General features: G+C 74.4%; 14 protein-coding genes and 1 pseudogene. 7 read left to right on the top strand and 8 right to left on the bottom strand.

Annotation, left to right across the window (positions count from 1 at the left end):
• Positions 1 to 122: 122 nt before the first annotated feature.
• From ACZ4W5_RS15120 to ACZ4W5_RS15095, 6 genes are all read right to left on the bottom strand, one after another.
• On the bottom strand, positions 123 to 2,321 hold the full coding sequence (locus ACZ4W5_RS15120; RefSeq protein WP_465654805.1) for a DUF6571 family protein: 2,199 nt from the start codon (positions 2,319 to 2,321) through the stop codon (positions 123 to 125).
• 2 nt (positions 2,322 to 2,323) lie between these two features.
• Entirely contained in the window at positions 2,324 to 2,635 is a 312-nt protein-coding gene (locus ACZ4W5_RS15115) for a hypothetical protein (protein ID WP_465654804.1), read from the bottom strand.
• Between the two features lie 299 nt (positions 2,636 to 2,934).
• A complete protein-coding gene (locus ACZ4W5_RS15110; RefSeq protein ID WP_465654803.1) occupies positions 2,935 to 4,032 on the bottom strand; it encodes a hypothetical protein in 1,098 nt (365 codons plus the stop codon).
• Complete coding sequence (locus ACZ4W5_RS15105) at positions 4,029 to 4,958, bottom strand: hypothetical protein (protein WP_465654801.1); 930 nt, start codon at positions 4,956 to 4,958, stop codon at positions 4,029 to 4,031. Before ACZ4W5_RS15105 ends, ACZ4W5_RS15110 begins: the two co-directional genes overlap by 4 nt.
• The gene (locus tag ACZ4W5_RS15100; protein ID WP_465654799.1) at positions 4,955 to 5,935 is read right to left on the bottom strand and encodes a hypothetical protein; all 981 of its coding nucleotides are present in this window, start codon (positions 5,933 to 5,935) and stop codon (positions 4,955 to 4,957) included. The genes ACZ4W5_RS15105 and ACZ4W5_RS15100 overlap by 4 nt, the downstream gene beginning before the upstream one ends.
• A 62-nt stretch (positions 5,936 to 5,997) precedes the next feature.
• Positions 5,998 to 6,945 carry a hypothetical protein gene (locus ACZ4W5_RS15095; protein WP_465654797.1) on the bottom strand — a complete coding sequence of 316 codons (948 nt, stop codon included), beginning with the start codon at positions 6,943 to 6,945 and terminating at the stop codon, positions 5,998 to 6,000.
• Positions 6,946 to 7,304: 359 nt separating this feature from the next.
• Between ACZ4W5_RS15095 and ACZ4W5_RS15090 the strand changes: the two genes are divergently transcribed.
• Entirely contained in the window at positions 7,305 to 7,733 is a 429-nt protein-coding gene (locus ACZ4W5_RS15090) for a carboxymuconolactone decarboxylase family protein (protein WP_465654795.1), read from the top strand.
• Here the strand turns inward: ACZ4W5_RS15090 and ACZ4W5_RS15085 are convergent.
• On the bottom strand, positions 7,730 to 8,971 hold the full coding sequence (locus ACZ4W5_RS15085; RefSeq protein WP_465654850.1) for an RNA-guided endonuclease InsQ/TnpB family protein: 1,242 nt from the start codon (positions 8,969 to 8,971) through the stop codon (positions 7,730 to 7,732). The two genes, ACZ4W5_RS15090 and ACZ4W5_RS15085, sit on opposite strands and share 4 nt — an antisense overlap.
• A 24-nt stretch (positions 8,972 to 8,995) precedes the next feature.
• On the opposite strand from ACZ4W5_RS15085, the pseudogene tnpA reads away from it, so the two are divergent.
• The 3 genes and pseudogenes from tnpA (at position 8,996) to ACZ4W5_RS15070 (ending at position 13,483) form a co-directional block, all read left to right on the top strand.
• Positions 8,996 to 9,409: pseudogene (gene tnpA / locus ACZ4W5_RS15080) on the top strand (IS200/IS605 family transposase).
• 131 nt (positions 9,410 to 9,540) lie between these two features.
• Positions 9,541 to 10,503, top strand: coding sequence for an ADP-ribosylglycohydrolase family protein (locus ACZ4W5_RS15075; protein ID WP_465654793.1), 963 nt, complete (start codon positions 9,541 to 9,543; stop codon positions 10,501 to 10,503).
• A gap of 253 nt (positions 10,504 to 10,756) precedes the next feature.
• Positions 10,757 to 13,483 carry a M4 family metallopeptidase gene (locus tag ACZ4W5_RS15070; protein WP_465654791.1) on the top strand — a complete coding sequence of 909 codons (2,727 nt, stop codon included), beginning with the start codon at positions 10,757 to 10,759 and terminating at the stop codon, positions 13,481 to 13,483.
• A gap of 117 nt (positions 13,484 to 13,600) precedes the next feature.
• On the opposite strand, the gene ACZ4W5_RS15065 is transcribed toward ACZ4W5_RS15070, so the two are convergent.
• The gene (locus ACZ4W5_RS15065) at positions 13,601 to 14,122 is read right to left on the bottom strand and encodes a peptidylprolyl isomerase (protein ID WP_465654848.1); all 522 of its coding nucleotides are present in this window, start codon (positions 14,120 to 14,122) and stop codon (positions 13,601 to 13,603) included.
• A 102-nt stretch (positions 14,123 to 14,224) separates the two neighbouring features.
• On the opposite strand from ACZ4W5_RS15065, the gene ACZ4W5_RS15060 reads away from it, so the two are divergent.
• From ACZ4W5_RS15060 to ACZ4W5_RS15050, 3 genes are all read left to right on the top strand, one after another.
• Positions 14,225 to 14,458, top strand: a complete 234-nt coding sequence (locus ACZ4W5_RS15060; protein WP_465654789.1) for a hypothetical protein — start codon at positions 14,225 to 14,227, stop codon at positions 14,456 to 14,458.
• Between the two features lie 3 nt (positions 14,459 to 14,461).
• Positions 14,462 to 14,737: a hypothetical protein gene (locus ACZ4W5_RS15055; protein ID WP_465654787.1), complete on the top strand. Its 276-nt coding sequence runs from the start codon at positions 14,462 to 14,464 to the stop codon at positions 14,735 to 14,737.
• 135 nt (positions 14,738 to 14,872) lie between these two features.
• Complete coding sequence (locus tag ACZ4W5_RS15050) at positions 14,873 to 15,808, top strand: NAD-dependent epimerase/dehydratase family protein (protein ID WP_465654785.1); 936 nt, start codon at positions 14,873 to 14,875, stop codon at positions 15,806 to 15,808.
• The last annotated feature ends 34 nt before the right edge of the window (positions 15,809 to 15,842 follow it).

Below are 15,842 nucleotides of genomic sequence, written 5' to 3'. Positions count from 1 at the left end.
TGCCAAGGGAGGGGGAGAAGGGACGCCCCCCCCCCCCCCCCCCCCCCCCCCCCCCCCCCCCCTCTCCCCCCCCCCCCCCCCTCTCCCTTCGCGCCGCCCCCCCCACCACAGTTGACGCTACGTCAGGAGTTGCCGCGGCCCAGGAAGTGGCCGGCGGTGGTGGCGCTGGTGGAGCGGCGGTCGTGGGAGGCGTCCTCGACGACGTGGATCATGCTGCTGTCCGGGTCCATGCCGCGGTCCTTGGCCCAGCCGCTGACCAGGTGGGTCATCTCGTTGTTGGCGTCCAGGTAGGTGTCGGAGATCTTGGCGTTGGCGACGCTGTTGTTGTGGTCCTTCATCTGGTTGTCCCACTCCCAGGCCCAGGTGTCGACCAGGCGCTGGGCGCTGTCGCCGACCCACGGGATGGGGGTGAGCGGGGCGCCGACCACGTGGTAGGCGACCTTGGCCTTCCAGTCGGCCTGGAGGTTGGCGTCGTCGCGCTGGCCCATGGCGACGTCGGCGCGGATCGCGTCGTAGACGCCCAGGCTGGCGGCGCCCTTGTTCATCACGTCCTGGACGTCGTTCTGCGAGGGGTGGGGCCCGATCGAGGACAGCTCCTGGGCGATCTTCGCGCTCTCGGCCTGGTGCAGGGTGGCGTAGGCGTCGGGGTTGTCGGACAGTCCGCGCATCACCCGCACCAGGCTGTCCTCGCCGACGCCCATGTGCACGGTGCCGTTCGCGTCGGTCCACACCGTGCTGCCGTGGTCCAGGTACTGGGAGTTGCGGCCGTTGAAGATCTCGTGGCTGTCGTTGGTGTAGTCGGCCAGCGCGTTGGCCAGCGGCTGGCGCAGGTTGGCGTTGACCTTGTTGCCGCCCTGGCCCTCGTCCAGGGTGGTGACGGTGTCGTGCATGATCCGGGCCTGCGCCTCGGTGTGGTGCCCGGTGTGCGGGGCGCCGGCCGGCTGGCCGGTGGTGGCGGCCTCCAGCGCCGCGCCCAGGCCGCTCTGCGACAGCGGGTCGGGCGTCTTGAACGGGCCGGCCATCGAACTGACCCAGCCCTCGGGCCACTTGCGGTCCTTGAGCAGGTAGTGCAGGTGCTGGTTGCCGCCGCCGGAGTTCGGGTCCAGGTAGGCGGTGGCGGCGTCCGGCTCGCGGCCCATCACGGCGAGCACGTTGTCCAGCGGGTCGGCGCCCAGCGCGGTGCCGTTGTGGTTGGCCTTGTAGGACCACGCGTCGGGGGTCTTCTTCTCCGCGGCGGTGATGTCGTCGGCCAGGTCGCCGAGCATCCCGGCCGAGTACTTGGCGTCGCCCTTGGCCATCAGCGTGGTGAGGACCTGGTACCCGTACACCGGGTCGGTGTTGGAGCCGTAGTTGTGGTCCCCGTCGCAGCCGACCTTGGCCATGCCCGCGCGCCAGCGCCGGTAGAAGTCGGTGTTGGTGTCCTGGGTGGCGGAGGCCAGCGCGTGGCTGAGGCCGCCCTGGAGGTCGGTGTAGGCGGCCTTGCGGTCGCCGCCGGGGCTGCTCAGCTTCCCGGCGAGCTTGAGCATGCCGTCCGGGCCGAGCCGGTCCAACAGGCCCTGGGAGAAGGCGGGGTGGTCGGCCTTGTCCTTCATCAGGTCCTGCAGCTGGACCAGTTGCTCCGGGGTCAGGTCGTTCAGGTGGGTGGCCAGGTCGGCGGCGCGCTGGGCGTCACCGGCGTCGCCGCCGCCCACGGCCTGGCCGTTGAAGGTGGTGTCCAGCGGGTTGCCGGCCTTGGAGGCGCCGCGCAGGGCGGCGGCGATGCGCTGGTCGGCGCGGGTGGCGGCCTGGACGCCGGCCGCGATCGCCTTGGTCCACTTGTCGGCCGCGTCCTGGTAGGACTGCCGGGCCTCCGGGTCGTGGTGCAGGGCCTGGCGGGTGGCCGGGTCGAGGGTGCTCTCGTCGAACACGGCGGTGCCGGTGCCGGTCACCTTGAAGCCGTCCTTGACGGCGCCGTCGGCGGCGTCGCGGGTCTGCTTCTGCGCGGCGGCGAAGTCGGCGTGCGCCTCGTCGAGCAGCGAGGCCATCGCGTTCGCCTCGGTCTGGGCGTCGACGATCTGGCCCTTGGTGGCCAGCAGCGCCGCGTTGGCCAGGTTCGCGGTGCCACCCGTCCACCAGGGGCCGCCGCTGCCCGGCAGGCCGGAGCCGCCCGGGGTGAACAGACCGTTGCCGCCGATGCCGCCGCCGTTGCCGCTTCCGCCCAGGACGTCCTGCTCCATGGTGGTCTGCATGGTGTGGAAGCGGGTGGCCATCGCGCGCCACTGGGTGGCGGCCGCGGTCAGCGCGTCCGGGTTGGCGTTGATGACGTCTTCGTATCCGAGCATGGTCACTGCACCTGGAGGGACTGGGCGATGGACAGGTTGGTACTGCGGTAGTTGGCGCTGGTGCTCTGCATCGCGGCGGCGTTGGCGTTCAGCCGCCCGGTCAGCGCGTTGACCTGCTGGTGCCACTCGTCGAGCGAGTCCTTCAACGCCCCGGCGCTGTCCCAGTTCTTGAGGGCGCCGACCGCCGTCCCGGTGGCGTCGTCGGCGACCGCGCCCGCGCCCGGGCAGTCGTGGGCCAGGTTGGTCAGCGTGGCGTGCGCCTTGTCCAGCGCGGCGTGGTTGACTCCGAACCCGCCCGGTGCCGGTGTGCTCATCCGTCGTTCCCCCATGTGTGGTGACCCGGCGGTGTGGTCACCGGGCGCCGATGATCGTAAGTCCGCGGAGCGCCGGTTTTCGCAAGGGATTCATCAGGGATTCGTCACCGTTCTGTCACCGCCCGGCGCCCGGCGGGCCGTTCGGGTACGGCACACCGGCCGGGGCGGGGCCGGCGGAGCGGCACGGGGCCGGCGGAGCGGCCCGGGGCCGGCCGGGCCGCCCGTACCGTGACGGGCCGAGGGCCCCGCACCCGCCCGGTGCGCGGGGGGGGTGCGGGGCCCTCGGGTGGGCGCCGCGCTCAGGCGAGCAGGTCGGACTGGAGGTCGACCACCTGGCGGAAGGCCGCGGCGGGCACGCCGCGCGGGTTGGTCATGGTGATCACGGCCACCACGTCGGAGGCCGACACGAACGCCAGCCGGGTCGTCGGCACGTCCTTGCCCGCGGTCTCCCGGGACTCCTTGCGGGTCACCTCGACACCGTCCGGCAGCTCGCCGTCGGCCGAGGAGGTCGCGGTCCGCGCGTCGGGCGCGGCCTTGAGCTGGATCTCCGAACGCGTCCGGGAGAAGGTGTCCCAGGCCTCGGCGGAGGTGCCGAAGCGCATCAGCCGGATCCGGGTGCTGGTGCCGTCGGAGGCGGTCCACTCCCGGACGGTGGCCGCGCGGCACACGTTCTGCCGCAGCAGGGTGCGCATCCGGGCCGGGTTCTGCAGGTCGCCGAGCAGCGCGTCGCAGGACACCCAGTTGGCCGGGGCCGCCCCCTCGGGGGCCGCCGACGCCGTGCCGAAGGCGCTCGGGCTCGCGGAGGCCGAAGGGGTGCCGGACGGGGTGCCGGACGGGGCGTCGGACGGGGTGTCGGAGGCGCTCGGGCTCGCGGAGGCCGAACCCGTCGGGACCGTCGGGGCCGGGAAGACCGGCGGGTTCACCGAGCCGCCGGCCTCCTTGGGCGCGGGCAGCAGCAGGTACCGCAGGTCCGCCAGGTGCACGGCGGCGCTCTTGTCCTTGGTCTTGTCCTTGAGGTTGGGCGCGGCCTTGCCCGAGGGCAGCGGCGGCAGGGCCAGCGGCGGGAAGGTGTAGCGGCCGTCACCGGCGGTGGCCAGGCCGGGGATGTCGGTGCGCTCGGGCGCGGTGACGGCCAGCGCGGTGCCGGTGCCGGCCAGGGCGAACACCAGGACGGCGCAGCCCCAGCGCACCGCGGCCTTGCGGCGGCGGGTGCGGTGGGCGGCCTGCTCCTCGGCGGCCCGTGCCGCGAGGGCCTGCTCCTCGGCGGTCGGCGCCGGGGCGGGGGCGGGGGCCGGGTCGGCGTCGAGCGGCGGGGCGAACTCCGGGGCGGACTCCGGGGCGAACTCCGGGGCAAACTGCGGCCCGGGCTGCGGGGTGGCGGCGTGGTCGTCGGTCATACGGAGGCTCCGGGGCTGGCGAGGCGGTCGAGCTGCATGGTGAAGAGGGCCACGATCCTGTCCTTGGGCAGCGGTGCCACGCCCTCGGCGCTCATGATCACCAGGAGGTCGCCCTCGGCGGCCGAGCACTCCAGGTAGTCGATCGGCGCGGACGGCGGCGCGGGCATCAGGTAGCAGTGCGCCTCGGGGTGGCCGGGGATCTGCGGGCCGGAGCGGAAGATGCCGGTGTCGCCGGTGAACACCGCGGTGTACTCGTTGATCCGTTGCACCTCCTGCTGGTTGAACTGGCGCAGCCGCAGGCCGATCACCAGGTTGCCGTCGTCGTTGCGGTAGGTCCGTACGCCGGTGCCCTTGACGTGCAGGCCCTGCCAGTAGGAGCGGAGCTTGTCGCGCTTGTCCTTGGGGACCTGCTGGAGCTCGGCGTCCATCTCGTCGGTCAGCTGTCCGGCGCCGAGTTCGGTGTCGTTGCCGTAGCCGCCCTCGTCGGGGCCCGGCGCGTAGCCGGCCGGGACGGGCAGCAGCAGGTCGCGCAGCGAGCCGAAGTGGCTGCCGTTGGACTTGGCGCCGAAGGGCGTGGGGGTGGCGGTCGGGGCGGGGGTGCCGGTGGGGCCGGCGGCGGCGACCGGGGCGGGGTCGTCGTACTGGGTCTTGATGATGCCGACGCCGATGACCACGCCGACCAGGGCGGCGGCGACGGTGGCGGCGCCCGCGCGCAGCAGGCGGCGCGGGGCGGGGTTCGGCGCGGGGGCCGACTGGCCTGCGGGCGCGGCCGGTTCGGTGGCCGCGGGGGTCTGCTCGGCCGGGGTGGCCGGGGCGGCCGGGGTGGCCGGGGCGGCCGGGGTGAGTGGCTCGGCCGGGGTGTGCGGCTCGGCCGGGGCGGCCGGCACGGCGGTCACGGAGTCGTCGGTCACGGAGTCGTCGGTCATGCCAGCCGCTCCCACTGCTGCTTGGCGAGGGCCTTGAGGTCCCCGGATTCCACCGGCTTGGGGCTGAACACCTCGACGGTCATCAGCACCGTGCCGCGCTGGGCGGCGGCGTGGCCGTAGTAGTACTGGTCCTTGGTGTCGGACCAGTGCCTGGGTTCGGGGTCCACCCGGTAGCCGCCGTCGGTGTCGTCGGCGAAGGTCTGCCCGTGGAAGGCCGCGGCCTCGTCGATGTGCTCGGGCGTGTACTGGGTGAGCGTGACCCGGTAGCGGATGTCGTCCTTCATCCAGTCCACCTCGGCGGCGCGCCGGAAGCCGGACGTGGCGAGGTCCTTGAAGACGACGGCCGCGTCGCCCTTGCGTTCGGCGAGTTCGCCGATCGACATCCAGCCGGGCTTGTCCGGGTAGTCGCCCCAGGCGGTGCTGCCGTCGGGGGCGCTGATCAGCAGCTTGGTCAGGTCGCCCTCGATGGCGGGCGGCGGGGGCTGGGCGGCGGCGAGGGCGGCGGGGTCGACCGTCTCGGCCGGGTAGGCGGGCAGGGCGACCTGGAGCGGGGGCAGCGGCGTGGGCGGGCGCTGGGCCTGGATCGCGTAGCCGACGCCGCCGCCGGCCAGCACGCCCACGACCAGGGCGCAGACGGACAGCAGCACCGGGCGGGGGCGGCGCGGGGGGCGCGGGGCGGCCTCGGGGCCGGCCGACAGGTAGTCGGCGTAGGCGTCCGCCGTAGGGGCGAACTCCTCGACGACCGGCGCCTGGTGCGCCGATGCCTGGGCCGACCAGGGGGACGGGGCCGGGACGGGGGGCACCGGCGGGACTGGCGCTACGGAGGGTTCGGCCGGCACCGGGGGCACCGGCGGGACCGGTGGCACGGGCGGTACGGGCGGTACGGGCGGCGTCGGCGGTTCGGCCGACGCGCCCGACGCGGACGGGCCGGACGGGTCGCCGGCCGCGGCCGGCGGCTGCTCGGGTTCGGTGGTCACGGAAGCGGCTCCAGAGGAGGAGGGGCGGGAGGACGTCGTGGGGCGATCGCGCGGGCGCGGGCTCAGCCGCCGGAGGCGAGCCACTCGCGCTGGCGCTTCATCAGGTCGTTCAGCAGCGCCTTGTCCGGCGTGCCCTTGACCTCGACGTCGACGGTGTACTGGACGTCGCCCTGGCTGGAGATGCCGGTCATCGAGCCGGTGTAGGCCTCATTCTTGGGCTTGCGGCGGAAGCCGTGGGCGTTGGGGTCGCCGTCGATGTCGATCGGTTCCTGCGACTTGACGGTGTAGCCCTGGACGAACCGGCTCGCCAGGTCGGCGGAGCCGAAGTGCAGCAGGGTGACGGTGACTTCGGCGGTGCCGTCGGCGGTGCGGTAGGTGCGGGTGGCGCCGTCCCGGTAGCCGAGGCGGCTGAGGATGGTGTCGATGTCGTCCGGCTTGCCGAACATCTCGGAGACGTCGTCACGGGTCATCGCCATCCCGTCGGCGGGCCCGTAGGACTCGCCGCCGGCCGGGATCGGGAGCAGGAAGTAGCGCAGGTCGCCGTCGTGCTTGCCGCCGCTGACGGTGCCCTTGACGGTGCTGGCCGGGGCGGGCTCGGTCGGGACGGCCGTCGGCACCGGGACGGGTACGGCGGAGGGCGTGGCACTCGCGGCGGCGCTCGGGCCGCCGCTCGCCGGGGCGGTGGCGGTGGCACGCGGTGCGGGTGCGGCGGCCGGGTGGCCGTCCGGCTTGCCGACGGCGACGGTCACCGCGGCACTGGCCGCCGTGACGGCGAGCAGTCCGGCGGTGGCCAGCGCGACCCCGACGGCGCGCGGCAACCGGCGCGGAGCCGGGGCCGCCTGGGCCGCCGTGGCCGGGTCGGCGGGCTCGGGCACGGCCGCAGGCGCGGGCTCGGGCACGGCAGCCGCTTCCGGCGCGGCTGCGGGCTCGGGCGCTACGACGGCCGGCTGCGCTACGACGACCGGCGGCGGGTCGGTGAACGCGGCGCTCTCGTTCTCGGGCGCGGGCAAAGGACTCCCCCCATGGGAATGATCGGAATGTCGCACGTGGGCCACCGTCGGATTCCGCTCCCCCACGGCTTTCCCGGACCGGCCATCACGCGTCTCAGCAGGGATTATGAGAGTCCGATGACCTTCTCGCCAACAAAATCAATCGCCGCACTCCCGTGCAATGCCCGATGAATCGGACACTCCGTGACCCAACCGCAACAGGCGCCCTGCCGGGGTGTCGTGCGTCCGGGTGCCGCGGGCGGTGGCTCCGGCCCGGCCTTGAGTTGGAGTGCGCTCCAAGTCCTACGGTTCCTTCCGTGGTCAGGGCCGGTCGGCCGGGGCCGCGGCACGGGAACGGGTACGAGGAGAGGACAGGCGCCATGGGTGTTGCGGAGCAGGGGGCCGGGCAGCGGCAGGAGCGGTTCGAGCGGGGCATGGAGGTGCTCACCCGGGTCGACGGGGAGGGCGGGCAGCGGGTGGTGGACGCGCTGGCCGGCATCAGCCCGGAGCTGGCCCACCAGGTCGTCGCCTGGGGCTTCGGCGACGTCTACAGCCGCCCCGAACTCGCCCCGCGCGACCGGCAGTTGGTGACCCTGGGGATGCTCACCGCGCTCGGCGGCTGCGAGCCGCAGCTGGAGGTCCACATCAACGCCTCGCTCAACGTCGGCCTCACCCCCGTGGAGATCACCGAGGCGCTGCTGCACTCGGCCGTGTACTGCGGGTTCCCCAAGGCGCTGAACGCGACCTTCGTCGCCAAGAAGGTCTTCGGCGAGCGCGGCCTCCTCCCGTTGAAGTCCTCCCCGTCCTAAAGGGCGGGGATTCCTACCACCGGCGTGTGCCGGTCTCGGCGGGTTCCTGCTTCAACGCGCTGCGCCGGAACGGGTCCGGTCTTACCTGCGCTCCACGAGGCGTTTAGCCTGTCCGCCCTTCCGGCGGCCAGGATGTTGCGTGCCGCGTTCACGTCGCGGTCGTGGACGCTCCCGCAGTCCCCGCACGTCCATGCTCGGACGCCGAGGGGCTTGGGGCCGTCCTTGACGCCGCAGGCCGAGCAGACCTGCGAGGTTGGTTCGAAGCGGCCTGTCCGGCCGAGGTACCGGCCGTGCTTGGCGGCCTTGTACTCCAGCATGGTGACGAACGCGGACCATCCGGCGTCGTGCACGCTCTTGGCGAGCGGGGTCCGGCCGAGGCCGGACACCGCGAGGTCCTCCACGTACACCGCTTGAGTCTCGCGGATGATGCGCGTGGATTCCCGGTGGTGCCAGTCCCGGCGGCGGTCGGCCACCCTGGCGTGCTGACGTGCGACTTTCCTGCGGGCCTTCGCCCGGTTGTTACTGCCCTTCGCGCAGCGGCTCAGGGCCTTCTGCATCCGCTTGAGCTTGCGCTCCGCCCGGCGCAGGAACTTCGGTGCGTCGACCTTACGGCCGTCGGAGAGCACCGCGAAGTGGGTGAGCCCGAGGTCGATCCCGGCCTCGGACTCCAGCGGACCGGACAGATCCAGGTCTTCGAGGATCTGCGGCTCGGTGTCCACGACGAAGCTGACCCAGTACCGGTCGGCGGCGTCCTTGGTGACCGTGGCGCTGGTCGGCGCGGTCGGTAGCGGCCGGGACCAGCGGACCTTAAGGTCGCCGATCTTCGCCACGTACAGCGTGCCGTTGTCCCGAAGGGAGAAGCCGTTCGCGGTGAGCCGGATCGACTGCTTGCTGTCCCGCTTGGACTTGAAGCGCGGCGGTGCGACCTTGGGGCCCTTGCGCTTTCCGGTGACGCAGGAGAAGAAGTTCCGGTAGGCGGTGTGCAGGTCCCGTAGGGACTGCACCAGCACCACTGATGACACCTCACCCAGCCACTCGCGCTCGGCCGTGCGCTTCGCGGCGGTGATGACCTGCTTCTGCAAGTCGGTGTCGGTGATGTACGGCAGCCCCGCCGCGTGGGCTTCCTGACGTGCTCGAAGGCCGTCATTGAAGACCACGCGGGCGCACCCGAACGCGCGGGCCAGCGACTGACACTGACCCGGCGTGGGGTACACGCGGTAGTTGTACCGGAGCTGCACAACCACGATTGTCTCATTTGGTCCATGGCTACAAATGGCGATTGCCGACGCGGCCGACATGTGGTTTCGGCGATGCCCGTTCATTTGGTCTTCGTGACGACCGGCGAGGCGTCCTGGACGACGAGATGCTGACCGTCTGCGAGGCCGCCATGCGCAAGGTGTGCGAGGACTTCGAGGCGACCCTTGTCGAGTTCAACGGCGAGACCGATCACGTCCGCCTGCTGGTGAACCATCCGCCGAAGGTAGCCGTGTCCGGCCTTGTGAACAGCCTCAAAGGAGGTATCCGCCCGTATCCTGCGCCGGGACTTCACCGACCGGGTGAACCGAGCCGTCATGCACGGCCACCTCTGGTCACCCTCCTACTTCGCCGCGTCCTGCGGCGGCGCTCCGACCAGCATCATCGGGCAGTACATCGAACAACAGCAGCGCCCGCTGTAGGGGCTCCGCGCTGCGGACCGTCCCGGCCAACCCCGCCCTAAAGGACGGGGCTTGCACCGGACAAGCGGGTCACGGCGAACTGACGCCGGACCACCGCACCGCCGGGGCGCGGCCGGTGCGATCATGCGGCCATGACGTATTCGGCAGCACGTGACACGTTGGAGGGCCTGGCGCTCGGGGACGGCTTCGGCGAGCGGTGGTTCCCGCTCTTCCGCACACCGAAGGTGGCGTTCGCACAGATCCGGGCCCGGCGGGTGCCGCCGGAGACCCCGTGGCACTGGACCGACGACACGGCGATGGCGCTGTCGGTGTACGGGATCCTCACCGCGTACGAGGCGGTGCACCAGGAGCGCCTGGCCCAGGCCTTCGGGGCGACGTACCTGGCCGACGCCTACCGCGGTTACGGCAACGGCATGAGCCTGCTGCTGCCCCGGCTGGCCGGGCGGCCGTCGGCGTGGCGCGCGGAGTCGCGCAGGCTGTTCGACGGGCAGGGCAGCCTGGGCAACGGTGCGGCGATGCGGGTGGCGCCGCTGGGCGCCTGGTTCCACGCGGACCTGGACGAGGCCGCGGAACAGGCCGCGCTGTCGGCCGAGGTGACGCACGCCCACCCCGAGGGGATCGCCGGCGCGGTGGCCGTGGCGCTGGCGGCCGCGCTGGCCGCGCTGGCCGCGCGCGGACGCGGGGGCGCCGGGGCTCCGGCACCGGCCGGGGCCGCCTTCCTCGCCGAGGTGGCCGGGCGCACCCCGGCCGGCCCGGTGCGCGAGGGACTGGCCCGGGCCGCCGAACTCGCCCCGGACACCGAGCCCTGGCGCGCGGCGGACCTGCTGGGCAACGGGCAGCGGGTACGGGCCGGCGACACCGTGCCCTTCGCCTTGTGGTCGGCCGCCCACCACCTCGACAGCCTCACCGACGCCCTGTGGACCACCGCCGAGGGTCTGGGCGATGTGGACACCACCTGCGCCATCACCGGCGGCGTGGTCGCCGCCCGCACCGGCCTGGGCGGGGAGGCCGCCGGCTGGCTCGCCCGGCGCGAGCCGCTGCCGGAGTGGGTGGCCGGGGCCGAGGACGAGACCCCGGTACGGCGCGCGGGCTGAGTCCCCGGGCGGTCCGATGATCGGGTCGGGTGACGGGGGCGCGACGTCGGGGGGCGGGGCCGGCGCGGGAGCCGGGCGGGCGCGAGTGGGGCTGAACTGGTCGCCTACGGAGGGCCGTTGGACCGGGAGGGGCCCGTGGGAGCGCACTTGATAGGCAGTCAATCGACATATGTCGCCAGACTGCTTATGGTGGGTGGGCGCGACCGCACCGCCGTGCCGTCGCGCCGCCGCATCCGCATGCGAGAGGACCGCCGTGCCCCGACACCCGCGCACCGCCCGTACCCTGGCCGTCGCCGCCGCCACCGTGGCGCTGGCCCTGACCGCGCCGGCCGCCCTGGCCGCACCGCCACCCGCACCGGAACCGGCCGCCGCCGGCGCCGACCCGGTGCCCGCCCTGGTCGAGGGCCGGGACACCGCCGCCCCGCAGCTGGTGACCGGCCTGGCCGAGCCCGCCACCGGCGACCCGGGCCGGGCCGCCCGCGCCCACCTGGCCGCGCACCCCGAGCGCTACCGCATCGACACCGGCGAGCTGACCGAACTCGCCTCCACCCCCGGCCCCGACGGCCGGCGCACCGTCAGGTTCGAGCAGCGCCACGGCGGGATCCCCGTCCTCGGCGGCCAGTACCTGGTGCACCTGACCGGACAGGGCGACGCCCAGAAGGTCGAGTCGGCGGGCGGGCGCTACTTCACCGGCCTGACCGCCCCCACCACCCCCGCCGTCCCGGCCGAGGCCCTGCACCGCGCAGCGCTCGAGGCGCTGACCGACCCGCAGCAGCGCACCGGCGCCACCGCCGAGGACCTGGGCGCCGTCGTCCTGCCCGGCGGCCCGGGCCGCCTGACCGAGCACTACACCGTGCACCCCGGCACCGGCGCCACCGCCCGCGAGGTGTACGTCGACGCCACCACCGGCACCGTCGCCCTCGCCCACGACGCCCGAGCGCCCCGCCCCGCGGCCGCCCCGGCCACCCCGGCCGGCACCGCCGGCGGTGCCGCCGACGGCCTGCGTCCCGCCACCGGCACCGCCCCCGACGCCCACGGGCGCGCCACCGCCGTCAACATCGCCCAACGCCCCGACGGCGGCTACCAGCTCACCGACCTCACCCGCCCCGCCGCCATCACCACCTACGACGCCGGCGGCCGCGACGCGGGCGACTTCGACGCCGCCGTCCCCGCCGACGCCTCCCCCGCCTCCTCCCCCACCCCCGGCTTCCCCGCCGCCACCGGGGACGACGGCGCCACCGACGCCCACGTCAACGCCGGGATCGTGTACGACTTCTACCGCGACCGCCTGGGCCGCAACGGCCTGGACGGCAAGGACGGCCCGATCGTCTCCGTGGTCAACGTCAGCGACCACGGCAGCCCGTTCCCGAACGCCTTCTGGGACGGCCGCAAGATGATCTACGGCAGCGGCCCCGGCTACTACCCCTTCTCCGCCGCCCTGGACGTCTCCGGCCACGAGATGACCCACGCCGTCATCACCAACACCGCCGACCTCGCCTACTTCGGCCAGTCCGGCGCCATGGACGAGGCGATCGCCGACTACTTCGGCAACGCCATCGAGGTCACCGCCCGCGGCCTGGCCATGGACGACCCCGCCGCCGCGCTGCTCGGCGAGAGCCTGTGCCGCACCGGCACCCCGCAGGCCTGCGCCCAGCGCCACCTGGACGACCACCGCACCACCGTCGACGACTACCTGGGCACCCTGGACGTCGACGCCGGCGGGGTGCACCTGAACTCCACCATCTTCGGCGGCGCCCTGTGGGACGTACGGCGCGCCCTCGACCCGCTCACCGCCGACCGGGTCGTCTACCATGCCCTCGCCGACTACCTCACCCCCACCGACGACTTCCTCGCCGGACGCGACGCCGTCCTGGCCGCCGGCCGCGACCAGGGCCTCACCCCCCGCCAACTGCGCGCCGTCGCCGCCGCCTTCGACGCCCACGGGATCCGGACCGGCTGGCAGCAGAGGCTCGGCATGGACGCCCGCACCCTGCTGCCCAGCGCCCCCAACGGCCAGGCCACCCCGGTCGCCGCCAACGGCCACTGGGTTCTCCTGACCGACGGCCCCGACGGCAACGGGCTGTACACCGGCACCACCGACGGCCGCGGCAAGCCCGTACGCCTCAGCCCCCAGGACGGCCGCTTCCACAGCTGGGCCGCCACCGACGGCACCACCGCCGTCTGGCAGGCCCAGGGCGGCTCCGGCGGCCCGGGCAAGGAGATCCTCACCGCCCCGCTCACCGGCACCGGCCCGGTGCGCAGCCTGCTGCGCACCACCGACAGCCTCGACGGCCTCCAGGTCTCCGGCCCGGACACCGCCTACGTGCTCACCGACCACACCACCCACCGCACCCGCGCCCACCTCGTCCACGACGGGGCCCCGGCGGTCGAACTCCCGCTGCCCGAGGGGCACGGCCTGTCCGGCCTGACCCTGCGCGACGGCCTGGTCGGCTGGACCGAGACCTGGCAGGACGGCGACCGGACGGTGAACGCCCCGACCGTCTACTCGATCGCGGCGGGCAAGGTCACCGCCCAGTACACCGCACACGCCCCGGCCGGCTCCGGGCCCAGCCGCACCTCCTCCACCCTGCTGGCGGGCGGGCGCCTGGTGTGGCTGGACACCCCCGCCGACCCGGCCGCGCGCAGCACCATCCGCTCGGGGGCGGTGGACGGCTCGGGGATCGTGGACGTGCTGCCGGCGAGCTCCCCGCAGGCACCCCGGTTCGCCGCGCTGACCGCCTCCGACCAGGCCGTCAGCTACCAGCTGACGTCGGCGAAGCCGGCCGGCGGCTGGACCAACGCGGCGCTGCCCAAGCTGTGGCAGGTGCCGCTGGCGGGCGGCCCGGCGCAGCGGGTCTCCTGCGACCGCGGCGGCCAGTACGCGGTGGCCGCCGACCGGGGCACCCGGGTGGTGTGGCTGGACGCCACCGCGGGGCGCGCCGACCTGGTGACCCGGGAGCGCCCGGCGGGCGGCTGCTGAGCTTCGCCCGCTGTCAACACCCCTGCCGCCGCCCGTACTTCGCCGGGCGGCGGCAGGGGTTCTCGGCGTGCGGGGCGGCGGGCGGCTTGGCGAGGTGGGCCTGCGGCCCCGCCGGGGTCAGGCGTGGGTGATCTCGACCGAGTCGATCACCACGGCCTGGACCGGGCGATCGCCGTCGGTGGGGGCGGCGGCGATCGCGTCCACCACGGCCTGGGAGGCGGCGTCGGCGACCTGGCCGAAGATGGTGTGCTTGCGGTTGAGGTGGGTGGGGGTGCCCACCGTGATGAAGAACTGCGAACCGTTCGTCCCCGGGCCGGAGTTGGCCATCGCCAGCAGGTACGGGCGGGTGAAGAACAGCTCCGGGTGGAACTCGTCCGGGAAGGCGTAGCCGGGCCCGCCGGTGCCGGTGCCGGTCGGGTCGCCACCCTGGATCATGAAGCCCTTGATCACCCGGTGGAAGGTCGTGCCGTCGTAGTACGGGCCGCTGCCCGGCTCCCCGGTGCGCGGGTCGGTGTACTCCTTGGCGCCCTCGGCGAGTTCGACGAAGTTGCGGACCGTCTTCGGCGCGTGGAACGGGAACAGTTCCAGCCGGATCGGGCCCGCCGTGGTGTGCAGGGTGGCGAACCGGGCGTTGGCCACGGGTGTCTCCATTCTTCGTCGGTCCTGTTCGGTGTTCGGGTGGGCATCCTGGCACATGGGAGGATTCGTGGCCGAACCGGTAGGGGAAGTGGAGGTGGCGCCGTGGTGGTCGGAACGGTGCTGGTCGGGGTGCTGGTGCTGGTGCTCGCCGGGTGCGGGTGCATAGTGTGGGCCGCGCGCGGCGGGCCGGGCTGGGTGCGCGCGGTGGCGGCGGTGACGCTCGGCGCGGGCGACCTGCTGCGCGGCGCGGAGCAGCGCCGTCGGCGGCGCAGGCAGCGGGAGCGGTGGCTCCTGGGCCGGAACAGCAGCGGCGAGAGCGGCGGGGACGGGAGCTGAGGCGTGACGGACGGACAGCAACTGCGACGGACCTTCGAGGTCGGGCTGGCCGAGGCCCTGGCCGGGCGCGGGGTGGCGACCTGCCTGGGTCTGGACGACCCGACCGAGGATGCGCTGTGGGCGGTGTACGACGCCGCGACCGGCCACCGCACCGGCCCGGGAACGGTCGAGGAGCTGGTGGCGGCAGCCCGCCGGACCTTCGAGGGGCAGCTGGACGGCAGCAACGCGGCGCGCTGGCACGAGCAGCTCGCGAAGAAGTTCGCCGAACACGGGTACTGAGCCGGGGGCACTGCCCGGGCCGCCGTTGACGCCGTCGTCGCCGGAGGTGACGTCCGGCGTGGAGCCGGAGGCGGTGCCAGGGCCGGAGAGCCCGGACGGTCACGGCCTGTCAGCGGCACGCTCTAGGGTGGGCGGGTGAGCTTTCATCTCGTCGTCGGACACGGGCCCGCCGGGGCCGCCACCACCCGCCTGCTGGCCGAACAGGGCCACGAGGTCCGGGTCGTCACCCGTACCGGGCGCCCCGCCGCTCCCGCCGACGGCGTCGAGCACCTCGCCCTGGACGCGAGCGACCCGGCCCGGCTGGCCGAGGCCGCGCGCGGGGCCGTCGCGATCCACGGCTGCGCCGCGCCGCCGCTGCCGCAGTGGGCCGGGCGGTGGCCCGCGCTCGCCTCCGCGCTGTGCGCGGCCGCCGAGGACAGCGGGGCCGTGCTGGTGATGCTCGGCAACCTGTACGGCTACGGCCCGGTGGACCGTCCGATGACCGAGGACCTCCCGCTCGCCGCCACCGGCCCCAAGGGCCGGGTGCGCGCCGCGGCCTGGGAGCAGGCCCGGGCCCTGCACGAGGCCGGGCGGATCCGCGCGGTCGAGGTGCGGGCCTGCGACTTCTTCGGCCCCGGCGTCACCGACGGCGGCCACCTCGCCTCCCGCGCCGTGCCCGCCCTGCTCAAGGGCCGCCCGGTCGCCGTCCTCGGCGACCCGGACGCCCCGCACAGCTGGACCTACCTGCCGGACGTGGCCCGCGCCATGGTCGAGGTCGCCGCCGAGGAGAGCGCCTGGGGCCGCCCCTGGCACGTCCCCACCGCCCCCGCCCTGCCGGTGCGCGCCATGGTCGAGCGCCTGGCCGCCGAGGCCGGCACCGGCCCCGTCCCGGTGCGCCGCCTCTCCCCCGTCCTGCTCGGCGCGGCCGGCCTGTTCTCCCCGCTGCTGCGCGAACTGCGCGAGACCCGCTACCAGTTCGACCGCCCCTTCGTCATCGACTCCTCCGCGTACGAGGCCGCCTTCACCGTCCGCGCGACCCCGCTGGACGAGCAGGTCGCCGCGACCGTCGCCTGGTGGCGCGAGCGCTCGTAGGCGGGCCCGGGGGCTCAATGACCCCTTGAGTCAG

The organism is Kitasatospora sp. NPDC029367 (genome assembly GCF_055569135.1).
This window is presented reverse-complemented; position numbering and strand designations above follow the sequence as displayed.

Coding starts and splice junctions, on each gene's coding strand:
- ACZ4W5_RS15120 (WP_465654805.1), bottom strand. CDS start 2,321: ATGCTCGGATACGAAGACGTCATCAACGCCAACCCGGACGCGCTGACC.
- ACZ4W5_RS15115 (WP_465654804.1), bottom strand. CDS start 2,635: ATGAGCACACCGGCACCGGGCGGGTTCGGAGTCAACCACGCCGCGCTG.
- ACZ4W5_RS15110 (WP_465654803.1), bottom strand. CDS start 4,032: ATGACCGACGACCACGCCGCCACCCCGCAGCCCGGGCCGCAGTTTGCC.
- ACZ4W5_RS15105 (WP_465654801.1), bottom strand. CDS start 4,958: ATGACCGACGACTCCGTGACCGACGACTCCGTGACCGCCGTGCCGGCC.
- ACZ4W5_RS15090 (WP_465654795.1), top strand. CDS start 7,305: ATGGGTGTTGCGGAGCAGGGGGCCGGGCAGCGGCAGGAGCGGTTCGAG.
- ACZ4W5_RS15075 (WP_465654793.1), top strand. CDS start 9,541: ATGACGTATTCGGCAGCACGTGACACGTTGGAGGGCCTGGCGCTCGGG.